The following is an 18,736-nucleotide window of genomic DNA, read 5'->3' as shown; positions in this document are numbered from 1 at the left end:
ATGATTAAAATTCTTGCCAACGATGGCATGGAACCATCGGCAAAAGAAGCACTTGAAAAAGCAGGTTTTGAGGTACACACTACCAAAATTCCACAAGATGAATTAGCGGCGCGTATTAATGAATTTGATGCACTCACTGTCCGCAGCGCGACTAAAGTACGCCAACCGTTGATTGATGTAATTACCAGAATGAAACTTATCATTCGTGGAGGTGTAGGGCTCGATAATATTGATGTGGACTATGCGCAATCAAAAGGTATCACCGTTAAAAATACACCACTTGCTTCTTCTCAATCTGTAGCAGAACTTGTATTTGCCCATTTATTCGGACTGGTACGTTTTCTTCCCGAATCAAACCGTGAAATGGCCCTGAATGGCGCAACAAATTTTAAAATACTCAAAGAAAAATTTTCGAAAGGAAGTGAACTGAAAGGAAAAACCATCGGCTTCATCGGGTTTGGAAATATCGGACAAGCCACTGCAAAAATTGCGGTGGGTTGTGGCATGAAGGTGCTTGCCTATGATTTATTTCCGCGCGACTGGAACCTTGAATTGCAGTTGATGAATGATATGAAAGTGACTGTTCCGTTGAAGCCATCATCCAAAGAAGAAGTGCTTCGCAACAGCGATTTCATCACTATTCACAGTGCTGGTTCAGCGCAAGTGCTTTCAATGGAAGAGTTTGCAATGATGAAAAATGGTGTCGGTATCATAAACTGTGCAAGAGGCGGCGCGATTAAAGAAACGGAATTACTGGAAGCATTAAATTCAGGGAAAGTCGCTTATGCCGGCATAGATGTGTATGAAGAAGAGCCAACCAATAACATTGCATTGCTGCAACATCCCCGTGTTTCTGTTACGCCACACATCGGTGCTTCCACTCAGGAAGCACAAGATCGCATTGGCAAAGAAGTAGTGGATATCATTTTGAATTTTTCCCAATGGGAATCATCCGGAAAATCATCATAGCGTGATCATAAAAGCCTTTAAAGGTTTCAGGCCGCTCCCGGAGCTGGCAGCTAAAGTAGCTTTGAATCCGAACAACCTGCTGAGTGATCAGCACAGGAAAGAAGAAGCACGTAAAAATCCTTATTCTTTTGCGCATGTGGTAAAGCCGCGAATTAATTTTCCGGATGATACTCCGAAAACAGAACAGCAACTTTTCGATTTCGCGCGTCTCTATTTTCAGAAAATGGTGGCAGAAGGCACCCTGCTGCGCGACGAACAACCCTGCCTTTATGTTTACAGGTTGTCTTTGCAAGAGCATACACAAACCGGACTGATCAGTTGTCTTCACATCAAAGATTATCATGAAGGAAGAATAAAAAAGCATGAACATACCCGTGCTGATAAAGAAAATGAAAATGTGCTGCACATCCAGAGCACTTTGCTGAATTCAAATCCTGTCTTTCTTGCATATACACCAGTTGATGAAATTGACATGGTGATTGCGCTCATCACCAATGAACATCTTCCCGCCTATGATTTTGTGAATGAATATGGCGTGCGCCAGGAAGTATGGGTAGTGAACAATGTAAAAACAATTGATGAGCTCACAGATCTTTTCAATCAGCATGTTCCGTGCTCTTATATCGCTGACGGACACCATCGCGCAGCAGCGGCTGCGATTTATGCAAATCAAATGGCAGACAAGCTGAACCAATTGAAATCAAATGATTTCAACTATCTGCTCACCTGCCTGTTTCCATCCAATCAGCTTCGCATCTACGACTACAACCGCGTGATCAAAAACCTGAACGGTCATACTGAAAAAGAATTTTTGAAATTAGTGAGTGAAAAATTTGAGGTGAAAGAAGCAAACCGTTCACCTTATGATCCGTCGCAGCCTCACCGGTTTGGCATGTATCTGAATTTTAAATGGTACAAGTTAAAAGCGCGTGAAGGCACCTTTACAAATGATGCGGTGGAATCGCTGGATGTTTCTATCCTGCAAAACAACCTGCTCGATCCCGTTTTAGGAATTAAAGATCCACGCATCGATAAGCGCATTGATTTTATTCCCGGAATTAAAGGACTTGAAGCTTTGGAAAAGCCTGTATTGAGAGGCAAAGCCACTGTAGCGTTTTCACTTTTCCCGGTTACAATGGAACAACTCTTCGCCATTTCCGATATGAATGAAGTGATGCCTCCCAAGTCCACCTGGTTTGAACCAAAGCTGATGAGCGGACTTATAGTTTTTAAGATGGAATTATAAACGGCAGGTTGAAATATCCATTCATCATCATTGTAAAAAAATTACATGTCCGCGGCATGGCATTGTTTCCATTTATCCTTTTCCGCGATAGCTACTTAGTAAATGATTCAATCATACTCAACCATGAGCTGATTCATCTCCGGCAGCAGTTGGAACTTTTGATTCTTCCATTTTACTTTTTGTACCTGTTACATTATCTTATCAATCGCTTCAAATATCCGGACCATTATTCGGCTTACCGCAATATCATTTTCGAAAGAGAGGCGTACGCAAATGATCATGACTTGAATTATTTGAAAAAGAGGAAGTGGTTTGCTTTTGTAAAATACTTTTGAGAGTTAAGAAGTTGTTTTGAAATCAATAAATATAATTGTTACATCGCTTACCCTTCGGCTGCGCTCAGGGTGCGCTTCTGGCAAAGCCGAACCAAAGAGCATTGTAAAAAAATTAATTGATTTCAAAACAGATTCTTAGAATTACGGACTTTTAACTTTATATTTTTTGGATTATCTTCAATTAGCCATAATTTTCCTACTGAGAAAGATTCAAATAACTCAAACTTATAGGACTTAAAAACTTCAACCACTACCAACCACTAAACATTTCAGACCCTTCAAACTCTTAAACCCTTCAAACTCTTAAACCCTCTCAAACCCTTAAACATTTCAAACTTTTCAACCCCTTCCCTCACCTATGCCAATCAGAATGGTCGGAGACGACAACCCTCAACAAAGAGATAATTATCCCGGTGGCGGGCGACGTCCGGGTGGTGGCGGCGGTTTTTCCATCCTCGCCTTTCTTCCGATGTTGATCGGATTGTTCAGGAAAAATCCAAAGACAGGCATTGTATTGCTGATAATCGCCGGAGCAGCGTATTATTTTTTGGGTGGAAATTTTTCTCCGGGCACAAACACTGCTTCACAATATCTTTCAACAGGCGCTGAATTTGATCCTGCCTTGTATGATAAAACGGAAGTATTTGAACCATTGGCAGATAATGTTAAGAATCCTTTGCCCGAAAGAGTTACGCTGGAAAAATACTGCCCTAAAAGATTGAACCAGGGTGAACAAGGTTCCTGTGTAGGTTGGGGAAATGCATATGCAGCACGTACCATTCTCGAGGCGCAACGCACAGGTCAGAATCCTAACCAGGTTGCGTTCAGTCCTTCGTATTTGTATAATCAAATCTCTCTCGATGGCTGCCAGGGTTCTTACATTGAAAAGGCCATGGATGTAATGCAGGGACAAGGTGTGCTTCCGCTTTCACAGTTTCCATACAATGAACAGAGCTGTTCCAACCAACCTTCTTCCGCTCAAAAACAAGCGGCAACACAATTTAAAATGACCGGCTATAACCGGCTTACAAAAAGTGGTGACAACCAGGAAGTGGACATGCTGGCCATCAAGCAAAACCTTGCACAAGGTGCTCCTGTAGTAGTAGGCATGATGGTGGGCGGAAGTTTTATGCAACCTATGATGGGACAGGAAGTGTGGGTGCCTTCTTCCAATGATTACAACATGATGAATTTTGGCGGTCATTGCATGTGCATAGTGGGTTATGATGATTTTAAATATGGCAATGAAGGCGCTTTCCAACTCATGAACAGTTGGGGAACTGAATGGGGACAAAACGGTCTTGCCTGGATTCGTTATAAGGACTTCGCTTATTTTACCAAGGAAGCATACGGCGTTTATCCAATGGGCAACGCTGATAAACCACTTTCGAATAATTTGTCGGTGCAGTTTGGATTGATAGACAATGCCACACAGAAAAATATTCCACTAAGAAATAATGGTGGTATCCTATTCAACACTTCAAAACCTATTGCGAAAGGCACGAAGTTTAAAATCCAGGTTACGAATACCTTGGAATGTTATACGTATCTCTTCGGACAAGAGACGGATAATTCCAGCTATGTATTATTTCCTTACACACCTAAGCATTCTCCTTATTGCGGCATCACCGGCACACGTTTGTTTCCAAAAGATTTCTCGATGCAGGCAGATGAAGCAGGCAGCAAAGATTTTATGGCCATCGTGGTTACTAAAAAACCTATCGATTACAAACAATTGAATACTGCCATCAGTCAGCAATCGGGATCGTATGAAGAAAAAGTAAAAAAAGCTTTGGGAAATCAGTTGCTGCAATCGGTAAGTTTCAATCCCGGAGAGAATATCAGTTTTACTTTGAACAATGTGAAAGATGGGGCTGTGGCGATGGTGATTGAGGTGGATAAGAGGTAGTGAGGAGAGAGTCGTAAGTCGTTAGTCCTTAGTCCTTAGTCCTTAGTCCGGTCCTTGGTCATAGGTCATTAGTAATTGGTCAGTGGTCAGTGTCTCTGTAGGAGCGGCATTATGGTAGAAATCGATCATCAAAATTCCGAAAGCTCCGTAGGAGCGACATTATGGTAGAAATCGTATCATCAAAATTCCGAAAGCTCCGTAGGAGCGGCATTATGGTAGAAATCGTATCATCAAAATTCCGAAAGCTCCGTAGGAGCGACATTATCGTGAAATGTAAAATGAATGAATGAATTTGGCGTGTTACAAAAAATGAAAAGACAACCATGTTTCAACACAATATTTTAAAAATTCCTAAAACTAAATCCAGCTAAAATCAAATGCAATTTTTTATCAGCAGACTTCCCTATTATAATTTTCGTTTATTTCGGTTTATAACAACCAATGCACTTTTATCTTGATCAAAAGGAAGCTCACTCTTTTTATACTTATCGTTTCAGCCATCTGTGTTCAGCACAACGCATGCGCACAGGACAAAACAATTCAGGTTTCAGGATGGGGAATTGATTCGATCAGCAAACGCCCCATTATCAATCTGCAACTCATCAACAAACGTACGCAGGAACGCTTTTTCAGTGATAACGCCGGCTACTTCAGATTAACCACTGCTCCGGAAGATTCTATTTTTGTTGTTGCCACAGGTTATTCTTCGAAAACAATTTCATTCAGAGATTCTCTTAGTAAAGAGAAATACCTGATCACGATCTTCCTCAACAAGATTCAGATTGAACTCCCAAACATTGAAGTTCAGTCAAACCGCGAATTTGAACTCATTCATCGCGATGCCTTGCGTCTTGGTTACAATAAAAAAGATTATGAACTGCACGGTTACCAGGTTTTGCAGAGTCCGTTCACTGCTCTTTATCAGCAATTCAGCAACCGTGAAAAAGACAAACGTGGCTATGCGGAGCTGATGAATAAAGTACACCAGCGGGAATTGCAACGGGAAATTTTACAGAAATATATTGACAATGATGTGATCCCACTGAAACCGGACGAAATCAGTTCGTTCCTTGATTATTGTGATATTCCTGAATACATGCTGAAAACAGGATTGGAATATGATATTGTTCTTTACATGAAGAGCAAGTACTTTCAGTTTATCAGGCAATGATGATTCACATCAAGTTTGATTTTTCAAATGAAAATCCTGATTTAATAGCAGAGTAGCCGAAGGACTTAAAAAACAAATTCCGCCTGAAGTACTTCAGACCTTATAATTCCTGATTCAATATACGCTTCCTTAAATTTGTGTTCCTGTAACCGGTAACAATGAACCTCTTTGTCAACAGGATGAATAACAAAATATTCCCTTACGCCAAAATGCTCGTAAACGTGCATCTTCTTTGTTAAATCATAATTCGCAGTTCCGGTTGACAGTATTTCTATTACCAGTTCCGGAACACCATGAAAATATCCGTCATCAAGCACATTTTTCAGGTTTTCATTGGATAGAAAAATAATATCCGGTTGAAAAATATTTTCTTCATCAAAATGAACATCATAAGGAGCGGTACGAATACTACCCAACAATTTTTCCTTTACATGCAAAAAAATACCTGCTGCTAATTCGATAAGAATTGCCTGGTGATTATCCTTTGGGGCCGGCGACATGATAAGTTCTCCATTAATAAGTTGATAGGGCGATCCTTCCGGAAGTTTTTCATATTCTTCCGATGTTACTATTTTCCTTTTTACTTCTGTTTCCATACTGAAACCTAAAGTTACCTTTTTAAACATTTATGCTGCCTTTTACAACATTCTAAAAGCAGCAGAAAATGCTAAGTGCCGGGTCTACCTTCTTAATATTTCTGATTGATTGAAGTTCGTACCTCGTAACCAAGCTGCAGGATGCAATCCGGAAAGTGCAGATTACTATTTCAAATCCACTGCACAACGCGGTTTAAAATCCTTTAACTTGCGCACTTAAATTTTTCCTTACATGAAATTCGCCACCAAAGTACTGCATGCCGGCATTGAACCCGATCCAACTACAGGAGCTATCATGACGCCTATTTATCAAACCTCCACGTATGTGCAGGAAGCGCCGGGTGATCACAAAGGTTATGAATACGCACGTACTCAAAATCCAACACGTAATGTGTTGCAGAATAATCTCGCCGCATTGGAAAACGGCAAATTTGGATTGTGCTTTTCCAGTGGCATGGCTGCAACTGATGCAGTCATCAAATTGCTGAATCCCGGCGATGAAGTGCTTTCCACCAACGATCTGTATGGTGGATCCTATCGCATTTTCACAAAAGTGTTTGAACGGTATGGCGTGAAATTTAAATTCATTCCCATGCATGAATCCGGTACGATTGAAAAACACATAACACCCCATACTAAATTATTGTGGCTGGAAACTCCAACCAACCCGATGATGAACATTATTGATATTGCCGCCGCTGTTGCTGCGGCAAAAAGCGTGGGCGCATTGGTATGTGTTGACAATACTTTCGCTTCCCCATACCTGCAAAATCCATTGGATCTCGGTGCAGATCTGGTTTTGCATTCGGTTACAAAATATATATCCGGACATAGTGATGTGGTGATGGGTGCTATTGTTACTAAGGATGAAGAATTGCATGAGCGTTTGAAATTTTTGCAAAATGCCTGTGGCGGTGTGCCCGGACCACAGGATTGCTTTTTGGTATTGCGCGGTATCAAGACACTTCATCTGCGAATGGCACGTCATTGCGAAAATGCATTGAAGATGGCAGCATTTTTATCGGACCATTCTAAGGTGCAGACGGTACTTTTTCCCGGATTAACAAGCCATCCGAATCATGAGATTGCAAAAAAGCAAATGCGCGGATTTGGCGGCATGATTTCCTTTACGTTAAAAGGAAATAAAATGGAAGATGCCATCAAGGTGCTTTCCGGAACAAAATTATTCTCGCTTGCAGAATCATTGGGCGGTGTGGAATCGCTCATCGGTCATCCTGCTTCGATGACGCATGCTTCTATTCCTAAAGAAGAGCGGGAGAAAAATGGATTGGTTGATTCTTTAATCCGCCTCAGTGTAGGTGTGGAAGATATTGATGACCTGATGGAAGATATTCAACAGGCCATCGGATGATTAAATGACCACCCGTAGAGACGCAATGCATTGCGTCTCTGCGCCGATCCATAATAGTAGCCCAATGATTTGCATTTTATAATTTGAATACGGATTTTTATACAATTAAAATACACCCATGAAAAAACGCTACACCATCCTCGCCATTTTTCTTTTATGTTTTCAACAACTTGTATTTGGCCAAATAGACACACTTGTATTTGAAAATTTTGAAAATGATCCCACAACTTACATCGAACCCACATTCCCGAATGGCGATGATGAAACCTGGGTGAATTACGACCAGGATGGATTCAATGATGGCAGCGGCACCGGACGACCCGGTGAGTGGTTCTGGACGTTTGGATTTGCAGATATTGATACTTCAACACTGGTGTTTGCCAGCAACTCCTGGACTTCCCCTGCCAATTTAGTTGCGAACTACCTGATTCTCCCACCCTTAAACATAGAAGATGCCAGCGCACAACTGAGTTGGAAATCCGCTCCCTATCAAACACCGCGTTACCTCGATGGCTATTATGTGGTGGTTTCAACCGATTGTAATGTGGAAGAATGTTTTACCGATACACTCTTCAAAGCAGCAGAATATCTTTCTGTGGGAGCTTTGGATGTGGATAGTGGATTCAGCCATTATACTTTCTCGTCTGGATGGGTGCATGGCGAGGATGGAACTTATACGGAATACCACAATGATTCAGCACGCTTCGTTGGGGTATTGCAGCCACAATCCGTGAGTCTGGCCGCTTATGTTGGCCAGAAAATATACATCGCTATTGTACATGGATCAAAAGACGATAACCTGTTGAGTGTGGATGATATACTGGTTACGCAAAATGAAATTACCGGCATTCATGAAACAACAGCAGCTATTTCAACATTGAATATCTATCCTAATCCTTCCAATTCAATCTCCACCATCCATTTTAATTTGAACCGCACTTCATCTGTTACCACAACTATTTCCGACATAACCGGAAGAATTGTAAAAACGATTTATGCTGGTGTATTGATAAAAGGGAATCAGCAAATAACGTTGGATGTTTCTGATTTAGCCGCAGGCAATTATGATGTCGTGGTTCAACACAATGCAGGAAAGGTGAGTGGGAAAATAGTTGTGCAGTGATGAATGAACAATTCAGCATAATTGGAGAAGCAATCATTTATGTTGACGATGAAATACTTAATAAGTATAAATATCCATGGCATAAAGTGAGAGGATTCAGGAATTTTATACTTCACGAATACCATGCAATTGAATTCGGCATTGTATGGGAGGCCATAAGAAAAGATTTACCTGAACTGAAAACAGTGGTTGCTGAAATACTTAAGAAGGAATTTTAGTTGACAACACCATTGTCAGGTTAATCCTGAACTGACAACTTTGACATGGTTTGCAACCGGCAACGGCAAGGAGTTTACAATAGTTGAACACTGCCAAAATTTATTTCGTCCTGCACTTAGCTGCGCTCTTCCACTGCCTTCATCATACATTCCCATAATCTGTCAGCAGTACGTTGCCAGGTGAATTGCTTACGCTGCAATCTTCCTTTTTCAATCAGTTGCATACACAATTTCTTATCTTTAAGAATCAGCTCCATCTTTTCAGCAATGTCTGTAACCGAATAAGGATCTACCAGCAATCCTGAGTCACCTGCAACTTCCGGCATGGAAGAAATATTGGAAGTGATCACAGGAACATCGCAATGCATAGCTTCCACAATAGGAATTCCAAAACCTTCAAAGAGCGAAACATATACAAGCGCTTCCGCTGCACCCATTAACCTCGACAAATCAAGCCGTGTTAAATGGCCGGGAAAATCACTTCTTCTTTAAATTGCATAGCAGCATGCACTTTCATCGCTTCATCATACGACCAGTTTCTGCCTGCCATCACCAGTTTTACATTGCAATGATTACTTTTCTTAAAGAAATCAAAAGCTTTAAAGAGATTGATGATATTTTTTCTTGGTTGTAAAGCTCCTGCATAAATAAAATACGGATCACCTGCTGTAAATTGTTGCTTCACCACTTCCTGTTCCTCTTTCTTCAATGGCTTGAATAATTCATTGGACCCATTATACACCACATCAATTTTTTCCGGTGCCACTCCATATATTTTTACAATATCCTGCTTTGAATATTCCGAAACCGTTGCAATCCGTTTTGCTTTTTTTGCAAACCGTGGCATGTAATACTTGTAGTAACGCATGGTCATTGCAGGTACATGATCAGGGAAATGTTCAAAGGCAAGATCATGCATTACTGTAACCTGTGGCAATTTGGTATGGAGAGATAAATAACCGTCTGTGGAAAGAAACAGATCCGGTTTTATTTTTTTCAATGCCGCAGGCACAGCATGTTCAAACCACCAATACCATAAAAACGGATGGCGTGCAGGCGGAAAAATTACCATTGCGGTGACATTGGATGAAAAAATAAATTCTTCCGGATACGGGCGATCAAAGAGAAACACAAACTCATGCTCAGGATGTTGCTGCGTGATCCGCTTCAGCGATTCATAGGTAAACCATCCTATGCCTTCTAATTTATTCTTAAGTAGAAATCTGGTGTTGACTGCAATCTTCACGGGCGAAAGATAACTATTGGTTATTAGGTTGTTATTGGGTTGAATGGTAGGGTGACTAAATGGTGGGATGGTTAAATTGTTGAATTGCTAAATTGTTGAATTGCTAAATTGTTGAATTGCTAAATTGTTGCGGCGAAGCCGGTGATTTGCAAGAACAATACTTTGAAATCAGCTTGAGTTAGACAACTAGCGACTAATGACTAACGACTCTTTACTCACTACTAACTACTCACTACTATTTTTTTTTCCCGCCAGGAAACCCAGACATTTTACCTTTGTGCGCGCTGCACTATTCTCGCACTGCAAATAACATCCTGAAATAATCACCTCAGTTGCTGCATGCAAAAATTATTTTTCAGAAATCTTGTATTTATTGTTGCGCTGAATGTCCTGATCAAGCCCTTATGGATTCTTGGTATTGACCGAACGGTACAAAATGTTGTCGGGTCGTCGGCTTATGGAATGTATTTCGTGCTGTTTAATCTTTCGATGCTGACGCAGATTTTACTGGATGCAGGCATCAGCAATTACAACAACCGTCACCTTGCCCGCAATGAGAGTGAACTCCCGGATTATCTTTCCAATATATTCAGTATCAAAATCGCGCTTGCAGCGATCTACATGGTCGTGACGCTGCTGCTGGGTTTTGTAATACACTTTTCTCACTTTGAAATATACCTGCTTGGCGTGATTGGTTTAAACCAGGTACTTGCATCCCTCATTGTCTATTCCCGTTCCAACATATCTGCGCTCCACCATTTCAAAGTGGACAGTATGATTTCCGTAATGGACAAGGCGTTGATGATTCTTATATGCGGGACATTATTGGTAGTTCCTTCGCTTCGGGCGCACTTCAGCATTGAGTATTTTATTTATTCACAAACGATAGCCTACCTGGTGACGCTGATTATCGCCCTTGGATATATCATCCATGTCAGCGGCCGTTTCCATTTTCACTTTTCCTGGAATTTTGCTACCGGTTTGTTCAGGCGTTCATTTCCTTTTGCTTTGCTCATTTTGATGATGGCTGTTTATTCGCGTATTGATGGCATCATGATTAATAAATTGTTGCCTGAAACAGGCGCCCACGAAGCCGGTATCTATGCATCTGCCTACCGTTTGCTGGATGCACTCAATCAATTCGGTTACCTGTTTGCCGTTTTATTATTACCCATCTTTTCGCGCATGCTTGGCAAGCAACAGAACATCGAGTCGCTTGCACGTACCAGTTTCACCGTCATCTTTATCTTTTCATTCATCATCTGTATGGCATTGTCCTTCTTTTCAGGACCGATCATGCAGTTGTTATACCACGATGCAACGGAATATTCATCTTCTATTCTTTCCATAATTATTTACAGTTTTCTCGGAACAGCCACCGTTTATATATTCGGTACGTTGCTGACTGCCAATGGCAACCTTAAAGAACTCATCCTTATATCATTGATGGCTGTAGTGCTTAACTTCACCTTAAACCTCGCTTTGATTCCAATGAGCCACGCATTGGGTGCTGCAATTGCTGCATGCATTACCAATCTTGTGATCGGGGCACTAAATTTCCTGCTGTCAATAAAAGTATTTCATTTCAAAGCCAACAGGCCTTTGCTATTGCGGCTTTTCGTATTTATTATCGGTTGTTACAGTATATTTTTTACCACACATTGGTGGTATTATAACTGGCTGAGTGGTATGATACTGTTTTCATTGCTTTCATTAGGTCTCGCATTTTTGCTGGGTCTGATTGAGATCAGCAAAATATTGCCTTTATTAAGATCTGATGCCGATACTTCAATATGATTTTTGTACAATTAGATGATCTATAAAGGACAAAGAATGCTTTAACCTGAAACAAACAGACAAATTCATTCCTGCCGCCTTTTATGCACCTTAATTGAAGTTCCTTTAATGTCAAATTACTTGCATAAGTTGCGCTAAATCCCTTACAATCAAACACCCAGCTGAAAAACTTAAAGCGTAACTTTTTTGGAATTGGGCTGAATTCGTGTAGGTTTGCCGAAAATTTTTAATACCTGCGGATGAATAATTCCTTAAATCTGATCGAATTCCTGAAACTTATTGTGAAATGGCGAAAGCCGGTATTGATAGTGATGGGAATTGGCCTGCTGGGCAGTATCGTAATCACCGATCCGCACATCATGCCACCGTATTATGAATCGGTGTCCCTCATTTATCCGCTCAACCCCAACCTGACTCAAAGCTCCAACCTCTTCGGCGACAATGCACAGGGCTATTTTGGAACCGCCGCAGATGTTGACCGTATTCTTTCCATTGCCGGTTCAGTGCCGCTGAAAATGTTCATCGTGCAGAAGTTTAACCTCTTCAAGCACTATAAGATAGATTCAATGAAGTCGAAGTATCCGGTGGAGGCCGTACTGAAAGAATTGCACAGTAATTACACCTTCGAAAAAAACGACCGGGGAGCTATAGAAATAACAGTATACGACAGAGATCCACAGGTTGCCGCAGATATGGCCAATGCCATTGTAGCAAAAATTGATGAAACAAACCAGGCATTGCTTAATGATAACAAGCAAAAGATTTTATCAATTTATGAAGTGAAGCTGAAAGAAAAACAAGGTCAATTGCAGGCCCTCGGTGATACCATTTATAAGTTGAAACAGGAATACAGCTTGTACAGCTCCATTCAGGATTTACCTAACCAGGTGAGTAAGCTTCGCGCTGAGAAAGGTGCCGGATTTGACCAGGCTACTGAAAAAGTGAAAGTGCTCGAAGAGCAAAAAAAAGGTGCTATCCGTGAACTCAATAATAACATGATCGAATACGAGCAATATAAAGCCACCATCAACAGCACGGTGCCAACGGTATACGTTTTGGAAAAAGCTTTTAAAGCCGAAAGAAAATCTAAACCTGTCCGTTGGCTGATTGTGCTGGGCACTTTGCTCGGCAGCTTTGTATTGGCAGCGCTTGCCATCTTGATGATAGAACGTTTTAGAAGTTTCAGAACGGCCTTTCAGAAAAGCAATGAAAATGCACAGCCTGCCACCTGATTTTCTAAACGGCAGTTATCACCTTCTTACAACTGTTCAGGAATAAATTAAAGCTGAGAAATTTATTGTGCCCTCAAAATCATTTTTAATAAGAAGCAGGTTTAGTTGATGATTCCTACTACAAACACTCAACTTAATAGCTTAACACGAGGCAGCCAACCACCCATTGATAAATTGTGGTTGAAACTGTTTTATATTTTTTTTGGCTTGTTGTTTATCTGTGCCTTTGCAAGCATTTATACAGAGAATTATCTTTTGCTGCTCATTCCGGGTAGTATACTTTTTATCTACCTGTGTATAAATGATTTCAGAAGTATCTATTTTTTGTTGCTTTTTCTGCTTCCTCTTTCCACGGAAGTTGCTTTACCTGGCGGCTTTGCAACTGATTTCCCTACAGAACCTTTGATTGCAGGACTCATGCTGCTTTTCTTTTGCGCCGTTGCCGCAAGGCCTGCAATATTTAATCAGGAAGTTTTAAAAAGCCCGATCATTTTTTTGCTGCTGATTCATTTTTGCTGGATCCTGGTGGCTACCGCATATTCCGCTGATCCGCTTGTTTCTGTTAAATATTCTCTTGCAAAAATGTGGTACATCATCACCTTCGTTTTTGTAACAGGGCTTGTGATCAAAGAGCTGACGACATTCAAAACAGCTTTCTGGTGTATTTTGATTCCCTTGTTGTTTACTGCTGTTTATAGTTTAGTCCGCCATTCGAGGTATGATTTCTCTTTTCAGACAGTGAATGAACAAATGATTCCCTTCTTTCGCAACCATGTAAATTATGCCTGCACGCTTGCGCAGATCATGCCTTTTGTTGTGTTGGCTATTGGATGGTATAAGAAGAAGTCTTTAGCACGAAGATTTCTACTGTTTTCATTCGCATTGCTGCTGGTGGCTATTTATTTTGCCTATACACGATCTGCCTGGCTCTCGTTGATTGGTGCCTGTTTCATGTACATTATTATCAGAAACAAACTCACAGGATGGTTGCTGACAGCAGGACTGGCAGCCATGTTGGGATTTATGATTTACATGAGTGTTCAAAATCATTACCTGAATTATGCACCCGACTTTGAGCACACCATTTATCATCCGGAACTGGAAGATCATTTACTTTCCACTTTTGAAGGCGAAGATGTTTCGAGTGCGGAACGTGTCTATCGCTGGATTGCAGGTGTGCGCATGTGGTTAGACCGGCCCGTGATCGGTTACGGCCCCGGAAATTTTTATGGCTTCTATAAAGCTTTTACGGTAACGAGTTTTAAAACCTATGTAAGCGAAAATCCGGAGCGTTCATCCGTACACAACTACTTCCTCTTATTGCTTACGGAACAGGGTATTATCGGCTTGCTCATCTTCCTCGCATTAACCATTGTTTTGCTGATGCAGGGTCAGCGCATTTATCATCAAACAATCGACCGGGAAGAAAAACGATATGTGATGGCGGTGCTGCTTTGCCTGGTAATTATTTATGTGAATACAATGCTCAGCGATCTTATTGAAACCGATAAGATCGGTTCCTTCTTTTTTATCTGTATCGCTTTATTGGTGAACCAGGATGTCCGGAATAAAAAACTGAGGAATCAGGTGTCAGGCTCAAAATAATTTTTTTCAACCTACCGGGAAAATCAATACACCACACAAGTCAGTATACTCACGTCATCATTAATCAGGCGGGCACCCTTGAACGCAACGAGATGATCGACAATCTTTTTATTTATTGCCGAAGGCGGGAGCGCAATGTTTTCCTCAATCAGGCTGATGATATCCTTTAATTCAAGCATCTGCTTTGCTTCACTTTCAACATCCGTGAGTCCGTCGGTATAACAAAAAACCGTAAACTTATTGCCAAGTGTAACACTTTGCACATTTACGTAAGGCAGCTTCTCAAACATACCCAGAATCGTACAACCTTCCTGGAAGCAAACGTGTTTCTCCTTCGTGAAATAAAACAGCAGGATTATGTCCCGCATTTATATACTGCATTTCCCGTGTTACGAAATTGAATTTGGCAATGAAAAAAGTGATGTACTTCTCCCCTTTGGTAATTTCATTTACTCTTCCATTTAAGCTCTGAATCAACGCGCCAAGCGACGGTTGTTGTTCCGCATAGGAGCGCACACTGGCCTGGAAATTCGCCATCAGCAAGGCTGCGGCAATTCCTTTCCCGGAAATATCACCAATACAAAAAATGCATTCATCCTTATTCAGTTCAATATAATCATAGTAGTCACCGCCCACCTCCCGGAAAGGAAGGTAAACGCCGGCAATAGATATCTGTTCATCATCCGGCAACTTTCCGGGTATGAGCATCGTCTGCATCTGCCCTGCCAATTCCAGTTCTGATTTAAGAGTGGTTTCTTTGGTATTCGCCCTGAACATCCGCTTATTTTCTATGGCTACACCTATAATATTGGAAATGGTTTGTATATAATTGAGTTTTTCTTCCAGCTTAAAAAGAGGATCTCTTTGAATATTACCGACAAATGTAAATGCTATGGGAAATTCTTTGTGATAAACAGGCACTACCACATCAAAATATTCAGCAAGCGGATGATTGTTTTTCTCAAGTCTTGTTACCTGCTTAAACGACAACAGGTACTTTCTGATGAGCTTACCGGCGAAATCCGTATCAATACCAATCGCATTCGAGCATAACCAATCTCCATCATAAATAAACACTGCCACTTTGCCTGCACCAATCTGCTTCACCAATATATCTTCATACAATAGCAGCAAGCCTTGCGATGAAATATTATTGTTCATGGCCTGCGTAATCCGGAGCAATGAATTCAACTCAAGCTCCTTCAACAACAACTGTTGTTGTAGTTGTTCTACATGTAGTTCAATATTAACAGGTGCGACCTTCATATTCTGAATCAGGATGTAAGCTATGCCTTTCCAGCTTCGTTCTGCAATCAGCGGCTGTTATGTATCAGTAAACCCTCCCGGGATGCTACAAAACTCGAAGACTCCAAAAAGGCAAGATCAGGTTTTTCCAGCTTCTCAAAATCCTTTATGACATCATTGTAATTCAATTGAATAACAAATCCCTTTGCAAGTAGTCCGGTTAAAGTTGAAAGGAATAAATCCTTATCTATCGCAAGCTCTTGTAAAACTTCCCCGAAAGAGGTAACGAAATATAATTCATCCAACAGAAGAAATTCATTTTCAGTTAAAGCTTCCATTCTAAAAATAAATTTTCAGGTTTAGAAGTTGTTTTGAAATCAATCAATATAATTGTTACATCGCTTACCCTTCGGCTGCGCTCAGGGTGCGCTTCTGGCAAAGCCGAACCAAAGAGCATTGTAAAAAAATTAATTGATTTCAAAACAGATTCTTAGAACCCATTCAAATTTTTCAGCGTGACATCCATTAAAAAGCAAAAATGAATCTGCAGTTTTATCAGTCAGACTTATCATTGGCGTCTTCCCTTCCACTTAAATTTCATGCTATTTCCCATGGTGCCAATCACCACAAGATAAATGATATGAAACAATTGCGCCGGCAAAAATAAGCGCATCAGCTTACGGCGGTTGAAAAAAGCGGTAACGCCGGAGAGGAAAGCAATCTCTACCGTCATTTTCAGCGCAAGCTGAAAAGCAAGTAAGAAAAAGTAAGTGCTGTTAAAAAAACACATCAGTGTAGTAAACACGATCGAAAGATTAAACAGGTAAACCCATAAAAGATTAGCATTGATGCGCCAGTCAACATAATGTTTCGATTTGGAAGTCCAACGGATTCGTTGTTGAATAAATGATTCCAGCTCAGGCATCGCAAAAGTGGTCACCATCGCATCCCTGTTTTTTAAAAAGTGAATGCTGCTTTTCCATCGCAGTGCAATTTTTTGCATCAGTAATACATCATCTCCTGACGTTACCTTATTAATGCCATCATAACCGTTAACTGCTTCAAATGATCTTCTGCGAAAAGCAAGATTGGCGCCGTTGCACATAACCGGAAAATTAAATTGCAAAGTGGCTGCAGTAATTCCAATCATTCCAAGAAAGTCCAGGGATTGTAATTTTTCAAAAACAGAAACTTCGTTTGTAAATGAAACAGGTGCCACCACCATGTGACATTGCTCCTTTTCATAAAAATCAGCCAGCGTGGCCAACCAATCTTTACCCATTCTGCAATCTGCGTCAGTGGTGATGATCAGTTCACCCGAAGTTGCTGTGATGCCAGCTTCCAACGCTTTCTTTTTAAAACTACCGTGAAATTGATCTTCCAATATTTGATCCTGCAACCGCAACAGCTTTACATTTCTTTTTGAAAATGAGCTGACAATTGCTGCTGTATCATCCGTTGAAAAATCGTCCACCACCATAATTTCAGTGAGATGGGAAGGATAGGTTTGCAACGTAATATCCTGCAGCAGCGCACCAATATTTAATGCTTCGTTTCTCGCTGCAATCACCACCGATACTTTCGTTGTGGCTGTATCCGCGCGGCGAACATATTCCGGTAAAAGAAACCATCCGGTGAGATAAAAAATGAAGAGGAGCACGTAACCAACTGTCAACAACAGAACAATGATGGTATAGACTATCATGACTTTAACGCCTGCAACAATGGTTCATTTAGAGATTCAGTAATGAGGTTGTGACCCTTTTCAAGTAACACATATTGACAATCATGCAATCCCGATACAAATTTTTTTCCGGTTTTTTCAGTAATCACCTTATCGTATTTCCCAATGAAAATATAGCTTTTGATGTGATAACGGTTGAGCAGATCTTTTACTTCCTGCAATTGCACTTCGAAATCTTTTATGGTCATCCAAACATTGTAAACTTTGCGTCTTTTATCTTCTGTATTGGTTTGGATCTGCAAAAATTTAAAAAACTTTCGCTCAATACACCGGTGAATCTGAGCATCCGTGCCACCCGGAAAATAAATGATGGCTTTACCACGAAGCGCTTAAAAAGTTTTCTTCCCCATTCGGGATACACGGCCACATTGTACCAGGCATTCACAACCACACCATCAGGTGCAGCTAAAAGGACTGAATCAATCAATGAAGGAAAATGTGGTATCGTGGCCAGCACAATTTTTCCTCCAAGGCTATAGCCCAATAATGAAAATCGTTCTTTTCCTTCACGTTTAAGAATTTCAAGAATCAGCACCTTTAAATCTTCCTGCAAAAAAGTGCTCCCTCCTGCCACTTTGTGTCTCCATGAAACGGAAGATCTATGGCAACCACGGTAAATAATTTGCCCAGAGATGGTTGTAAGGCACTGAATTTTGCGGCCTCTTCACCAAAGCCGTGAAAACAAATAAGCAGTTGATCGCCGGCACCAAACCGTAGGGCATGTATGAAAGAAGATTTTATCGGAATAAAGAAACTCGTCGGTACACCAAACATTGCTACAAAGTAAGAACAAACCGCTCCTGCAAAAAAATTATGCACCTTATGGCTTCAATTATTTTTCTATCTTGAAAAAAATATTTCGGTCGTGTTTGAAAGGTTTGTCATGTGGTATTTTAAATTCCGCGGGTGGAAACTGGGTGCGAATGTT

At 40.8% G+C, this 18,736-nt stretch carries 18 protein-coding genes and 1 pseudogene; 11 read left to right on the top strand and 8 right to left on the bottom strand.

Translation table 11 applies throughout. From position 1 onward, the window contains the following. The 5 genes from IPO83_14295 to IPO83_14275 all read left to right on the top strand — a co-directional run bounded on the left by IPO83_14295 (position 1) and on the right by IPO83_14275 (position 5,630). A complete protein-coding gene (locus tag IPO83_14295) occupies positions 1-969 on the top strand; it encodes a D-2-hydroxyacid dehydrogenase (GenBank protein MBK9732421.1) in 969 nt (322 codons plus the stop codon). A 1-nt stretch (position 970) separates the two neighbouring features. Beyond that, a complete protein-coding gene (locus IPO83_14290) occupies positions 971-2,215 on the top strand; it encodes a DUF1015 domain-containing protein (protein ID MBK9732420.1) in 1,245 nt (414 codons plus the stop codon). A 56-nt stretch (positions 2,216-2,271) separates the two neighbouring features. Then, positions 2,272-2,550 carry a hypothetical protein gene (locus IPO83_14285; GenBank protein ID MBK9732419.1) on the top strand — a complete coding sequence of 93 codons (279 nt, stop codon included), beginning with the start codon at positions 2,272-2,274 and terminating at the stop codon, positions 2,548-2,550. A 358-nt stretch (positions 2,551-2,908) separates the two neighbouring features. Beyond that, positions 2,909-4,459: a peptidase C1 gene (locus IPO83_14280; GenBank protein ID MBK9732418.1), complete on the top strand. Its 1,551-nt coding sequence runs from the start codon at positions 2,909-2,911 to the stop codon at positions 4,457-4,459. Positions 4,460-4,913: 454 nt separating this feature from the next. Beyond that, positions 4,914-5,630, top strand: coding sequence for a hypothetical protein (locus IPO83_14275; GenBank protein ID MBK9732417.1), 717 nt, complete (start codon positions 4,914-4,916; stop codon positions 5,628-5,630). A 65-nt stretch (positions 5,631-5,695) separates the two neighbouring features. Here IPO83_14275 and IPO83_14270 read toward each other — a convergent pair whose 3' ends face one another. After that, positions 5,696-6,256 carry a Uma2 family endonuclease gene (locus IPO83_14270; protein MBK9732416.1) on the bottom strand — a complete coding sequence of 187 codons (561 nt, stop codon included), beginning with the start codon at positions 6,254-6,256 and terminating at the stop codon, positions 5,696-5,698. A 202-nt stretch (positions 6,257-6,458) separates the two neighbouring features. On the opposite strand from IPO83_14270, the gene IPO83_14265 reads away from it, so the two are divergent. From IPO83_14265 to IPO83_14255, 3 genes are all read left to right on the top strand, one after another. Next, positions 6,459-7,598, top strand: a complete 1,140-nt coding sequence (locus tag IPO83_14265) for a cystathionine gamma-synthase (GenBank protein MBK9732415.1) — start codon at positions 6,459-6,461, stop codon at positions 7,596-7,598. 118 nt (positions 7,599-7,716) lie between these two features. Further along, positions 7,717-8,721, top strand: a complete 1,005-nt coding sequence (locus tag IPO83_14260) for a T9SS type A sorting domain-containing protein (protein MBK9732414.1) — start codon at positions 7,717-7,719, stop codon at positions 8,719-8,721. Beyond that, positions 8,721-8,939, top strand: coding sequence for a DUF86 domain-containing protein (locus IPO83_14255; protein ID MBK9732413.1), 219 nt, complete (start codon positions 8,721-8,723; stop codon positions 8,937-8,939). The genes IPO83_14260 and IPO83_14255 overlap by 1 nt, the downstream gene beginning before the upstream one ends. 116 nt (positions 8,940-9,055) lie before the next feature. On the opposite strand, the pseudogene IPO83_14250 reads toward IPO83_14255, so the two are convergent. Beyond that, positions 9,056-10,185: pseudogene (locus IPO83_14250) on the bottom strand (glycosyltransferase family 4 protein). 339 nt (positions 10,186-10,524) lie between these two features. Here IPO83_14250 and IPO83_14245 point away from each other — a divergent pair. The 3 genes from IPO83_14245 to IPO83_14235 all read left to right on the top strand — a co-directional run bounded on the left by IPO83_14245 (position 10,525) and on the right by IPO83_14235 (position 14,819). Then, on the top strand, positions 10,525-11,982 hold the full coding sequence (locus tag IPO83_14245; GenBank protein ID MBK9732412.1) for an oligosaccharide flippase family protein: 1,458 nt from the start codon (positions 10,525-10,527) through the stop codon (positions 11,980-11,982). A gap of 239 nt (positions 11,983-12,221) precedes the next feature. Further along, complete coding sequence (locus tag IPO83_14240) at positions 12,222-13,214, top strand: hypothetical protein (GenBank protein MBK9732411.1); 993 nt, start codon at positions 12,222-12,224, stop codon at positions 13,212-13,214. Positions 13,215-13,322: 108 nt separating this feature from the next. Continuing rightward, a complete protein-coding gene (locus IPO83_14235; GenBank protein MBK9732410.1) occupies positions 13,323-14,819 on the top strand; it encodes an O-antigen ligase family protein in 1,497 nt (498 codons plus the stop codon). A gap of 23 nt (positions 14,820-14,842) precedes the next feature. Here the strand turns inward: IPO83_14235 and IPO83_14230 are convergent, their stop codons facing one another. The 6 genes from IPO83_14230 to IPO83_14205 all read right to left on the bottom strand — a co-directional run bounded on the left by IPO83_14230 (position 14,843) and on the right by IPO83_14205 (position 18,382). Beyond that, positions 14,843-15,109, bottom strand: coding sequence for a SpoIIE family protein phosphatase (locus IPO83_14230; protein ID MBK9732409.1), 267 nt, complete (start codon positions 15,107-15,109; stop codon positions 14,843-14,845). Continuing rightward, positions 15,102-16,085 carry a SpoIIE family protein phosphatase gene (locus IPO83_14225; GenBank protein MBK9732408.1) on the bottom strand — a complete coding sequence of 328 codons (984 nt, stop codon included), beginning with the start codon at positions 16,083-16,085 and terminating at the stop codon, positions 15,102-15,104. Before IPO83_14225 ends, IPO83_14230 begins: the two co-directional genes overlap by 8 nt. 47 nt (positions 16,086-16,132) lie before the next feature. Beyond that, a complete protein-coding gene (locus tag IPO83_14220) occupies positions 16,133-16,402 on the bottom strand; it encodes a hypothetical protein (protein MBK9732407.1) in 270 nt (89 codons plus the stop codon). Between the two features lie 230 nt (positions 16,403-16,632). After that, a complete protein-coding gene (locus IPO83_14215) occupies positions 16,633-17,769 on the bottom strand; it encodes a glycosyltransferase (GenBank protein MBK9732406.1) in 1,137 nt (378 codons plus the stop codon). After that, positions 17,766-17,996 carry a hypothetical protein gene (locus IPO83_14210; protein MBK9732405.1) on the bottom strand — a complete coding sequence of 77 codons (231 nt, stop codon included), beginning with the start codon at positions 17,994-17,996 and terminating at the stop codon, positions 17,766-17,768. Before IPO83_14210 ends, IPO83_14215 begins: the two co-directional genes overlap by 4 nt. After that, positions 17,993-18,382 (bottom strand): hypothetical protein, encoded by a 390-nt coding sequence (locus IPO83_14205; protein ID MBK9732404.1) that lies wholly within the window; start codon positions 18,380-18,382, stop codon positions 17,993-17,995. Before IPO83_14205 ends, IPO83_14210 begins: the two co-directional genes overlap by 4 nt. Positions 18,383-18,736 lie beyond the last annotated feature (354 nt).

Source organism: Chitinophagaceae bacterium, assembly GCA_016717285.1.
GTDB lineage: Bacteria > Bacteroidota > Bacteroidia > Chitinophagales > UBA10324 > JACCZZ01.
The sequence above is the reverse complement of the archived record's forward strand: the minus strand, read 5'-3'. Positions and strand labels throughout refer to the sequence as shown.

Bases quoted from the DNA above. Each gene is read 5' to 3' on its own strand.
- IPO83_14295 (MBK9732421.1), top strand. From the start codon at position 1: ATGATTAAAATTCTTGCCAACGATGGCATGGAACCATCGGCAAAAGAA.
- IPO83_14285 (MBK9732419.1), top strand. From the start codon at position 2,272: ATGGCATTGTTTCCATTTATCCTTTTCCGCGATAGCTACTTAGTAAAT.
- IPO83_14280 (MBK9732418.1), top strand. From the start codon at position 2,909: ATGCCAATCAGAATGGTCGGAGACGACAACCCTCAACAAAGAGATAAT.
- IPO83_14270 (MBK9732416.1), bottom strand. From the start codon at position 6,256: ATGTTTAAAAAGGTAACTTTAGGTTTCAGTATGGAAACAGAAGTAAAA.
- IPO83_14265 (MBK9732415.1), top strand. From the start codon at position 6,459: ATGAAATTCGCCACCAAAGTACTGCATGCCGGCATTGAACCCGATCCA.
- IPO83_14260 (MBK9732414.1), top strand. From the start codon at position 7,717: ATGAAAAAACGCTACACCATCCTCGCCATTTTTCTTTTATGTTTTCAA.
- IPO83_14255 (MBK9732413.1), top strand. From the start codon at position 8,721: ATGAATGAACAATTCAGCATAATTGGAGAAGCAATCATTTATGTTGAC.
- IPO83_14245 (MBK9732412.1), top strand. From the start codon at position 10,525: ATGCAAAAATTATTTTTCAGAAATCTTGTATTTATTGTTGCGCTGAAT.
- IPO83_14240 (MBK9732411.1), top strand. From the start codon at position 12,222: ATGAATAATTCCTTAAATCTGATCGAATTCCTGAAACTTATTGTGAAA.
- IPO83_14235 (MBK9732410.1), top strand. From the start codon at position 13,323: ATGATTCCTACTACAAACACTCAACTTAATAGCTTAACACGAGGCAGC.
- IPO83_14230 (MBK9732409.1), bottom strand. From the start codon at position 15,109: ATGTTTGAGAAGCTGCCTTACGTAAATGTGCAAAGTGTTACACTTGGC.
- IPO83_14225 (MBK9732408.1), bottom strand. From the start codon at position 16,085: ATGAAGGTCGCACCTGTTAATATTGAACTACATGTAGAACAACTACAA.
- IPO83_14220 (MBK9732407.1), bottom strand. From the start codon at position 16,402: ATGGAAGCTTTAACTGAAAATGAATTTCTTCTGTTGGATGAATTATAT.
- IPO83_14215 (MBK9732406.1), bottom strand. From the start codon at position 17,769: ATGATAGTCTATACCATCATTGTTCTGTTGTTGACAGTTGGTTACGTG.
- IPO83_14210 (MBK9732405.1), bottom strand. From the start codon at position 17,996: ATGACCATAAAAGATTTCGAAGTGCAATTGCAGGAAGTAAAAGATCTG.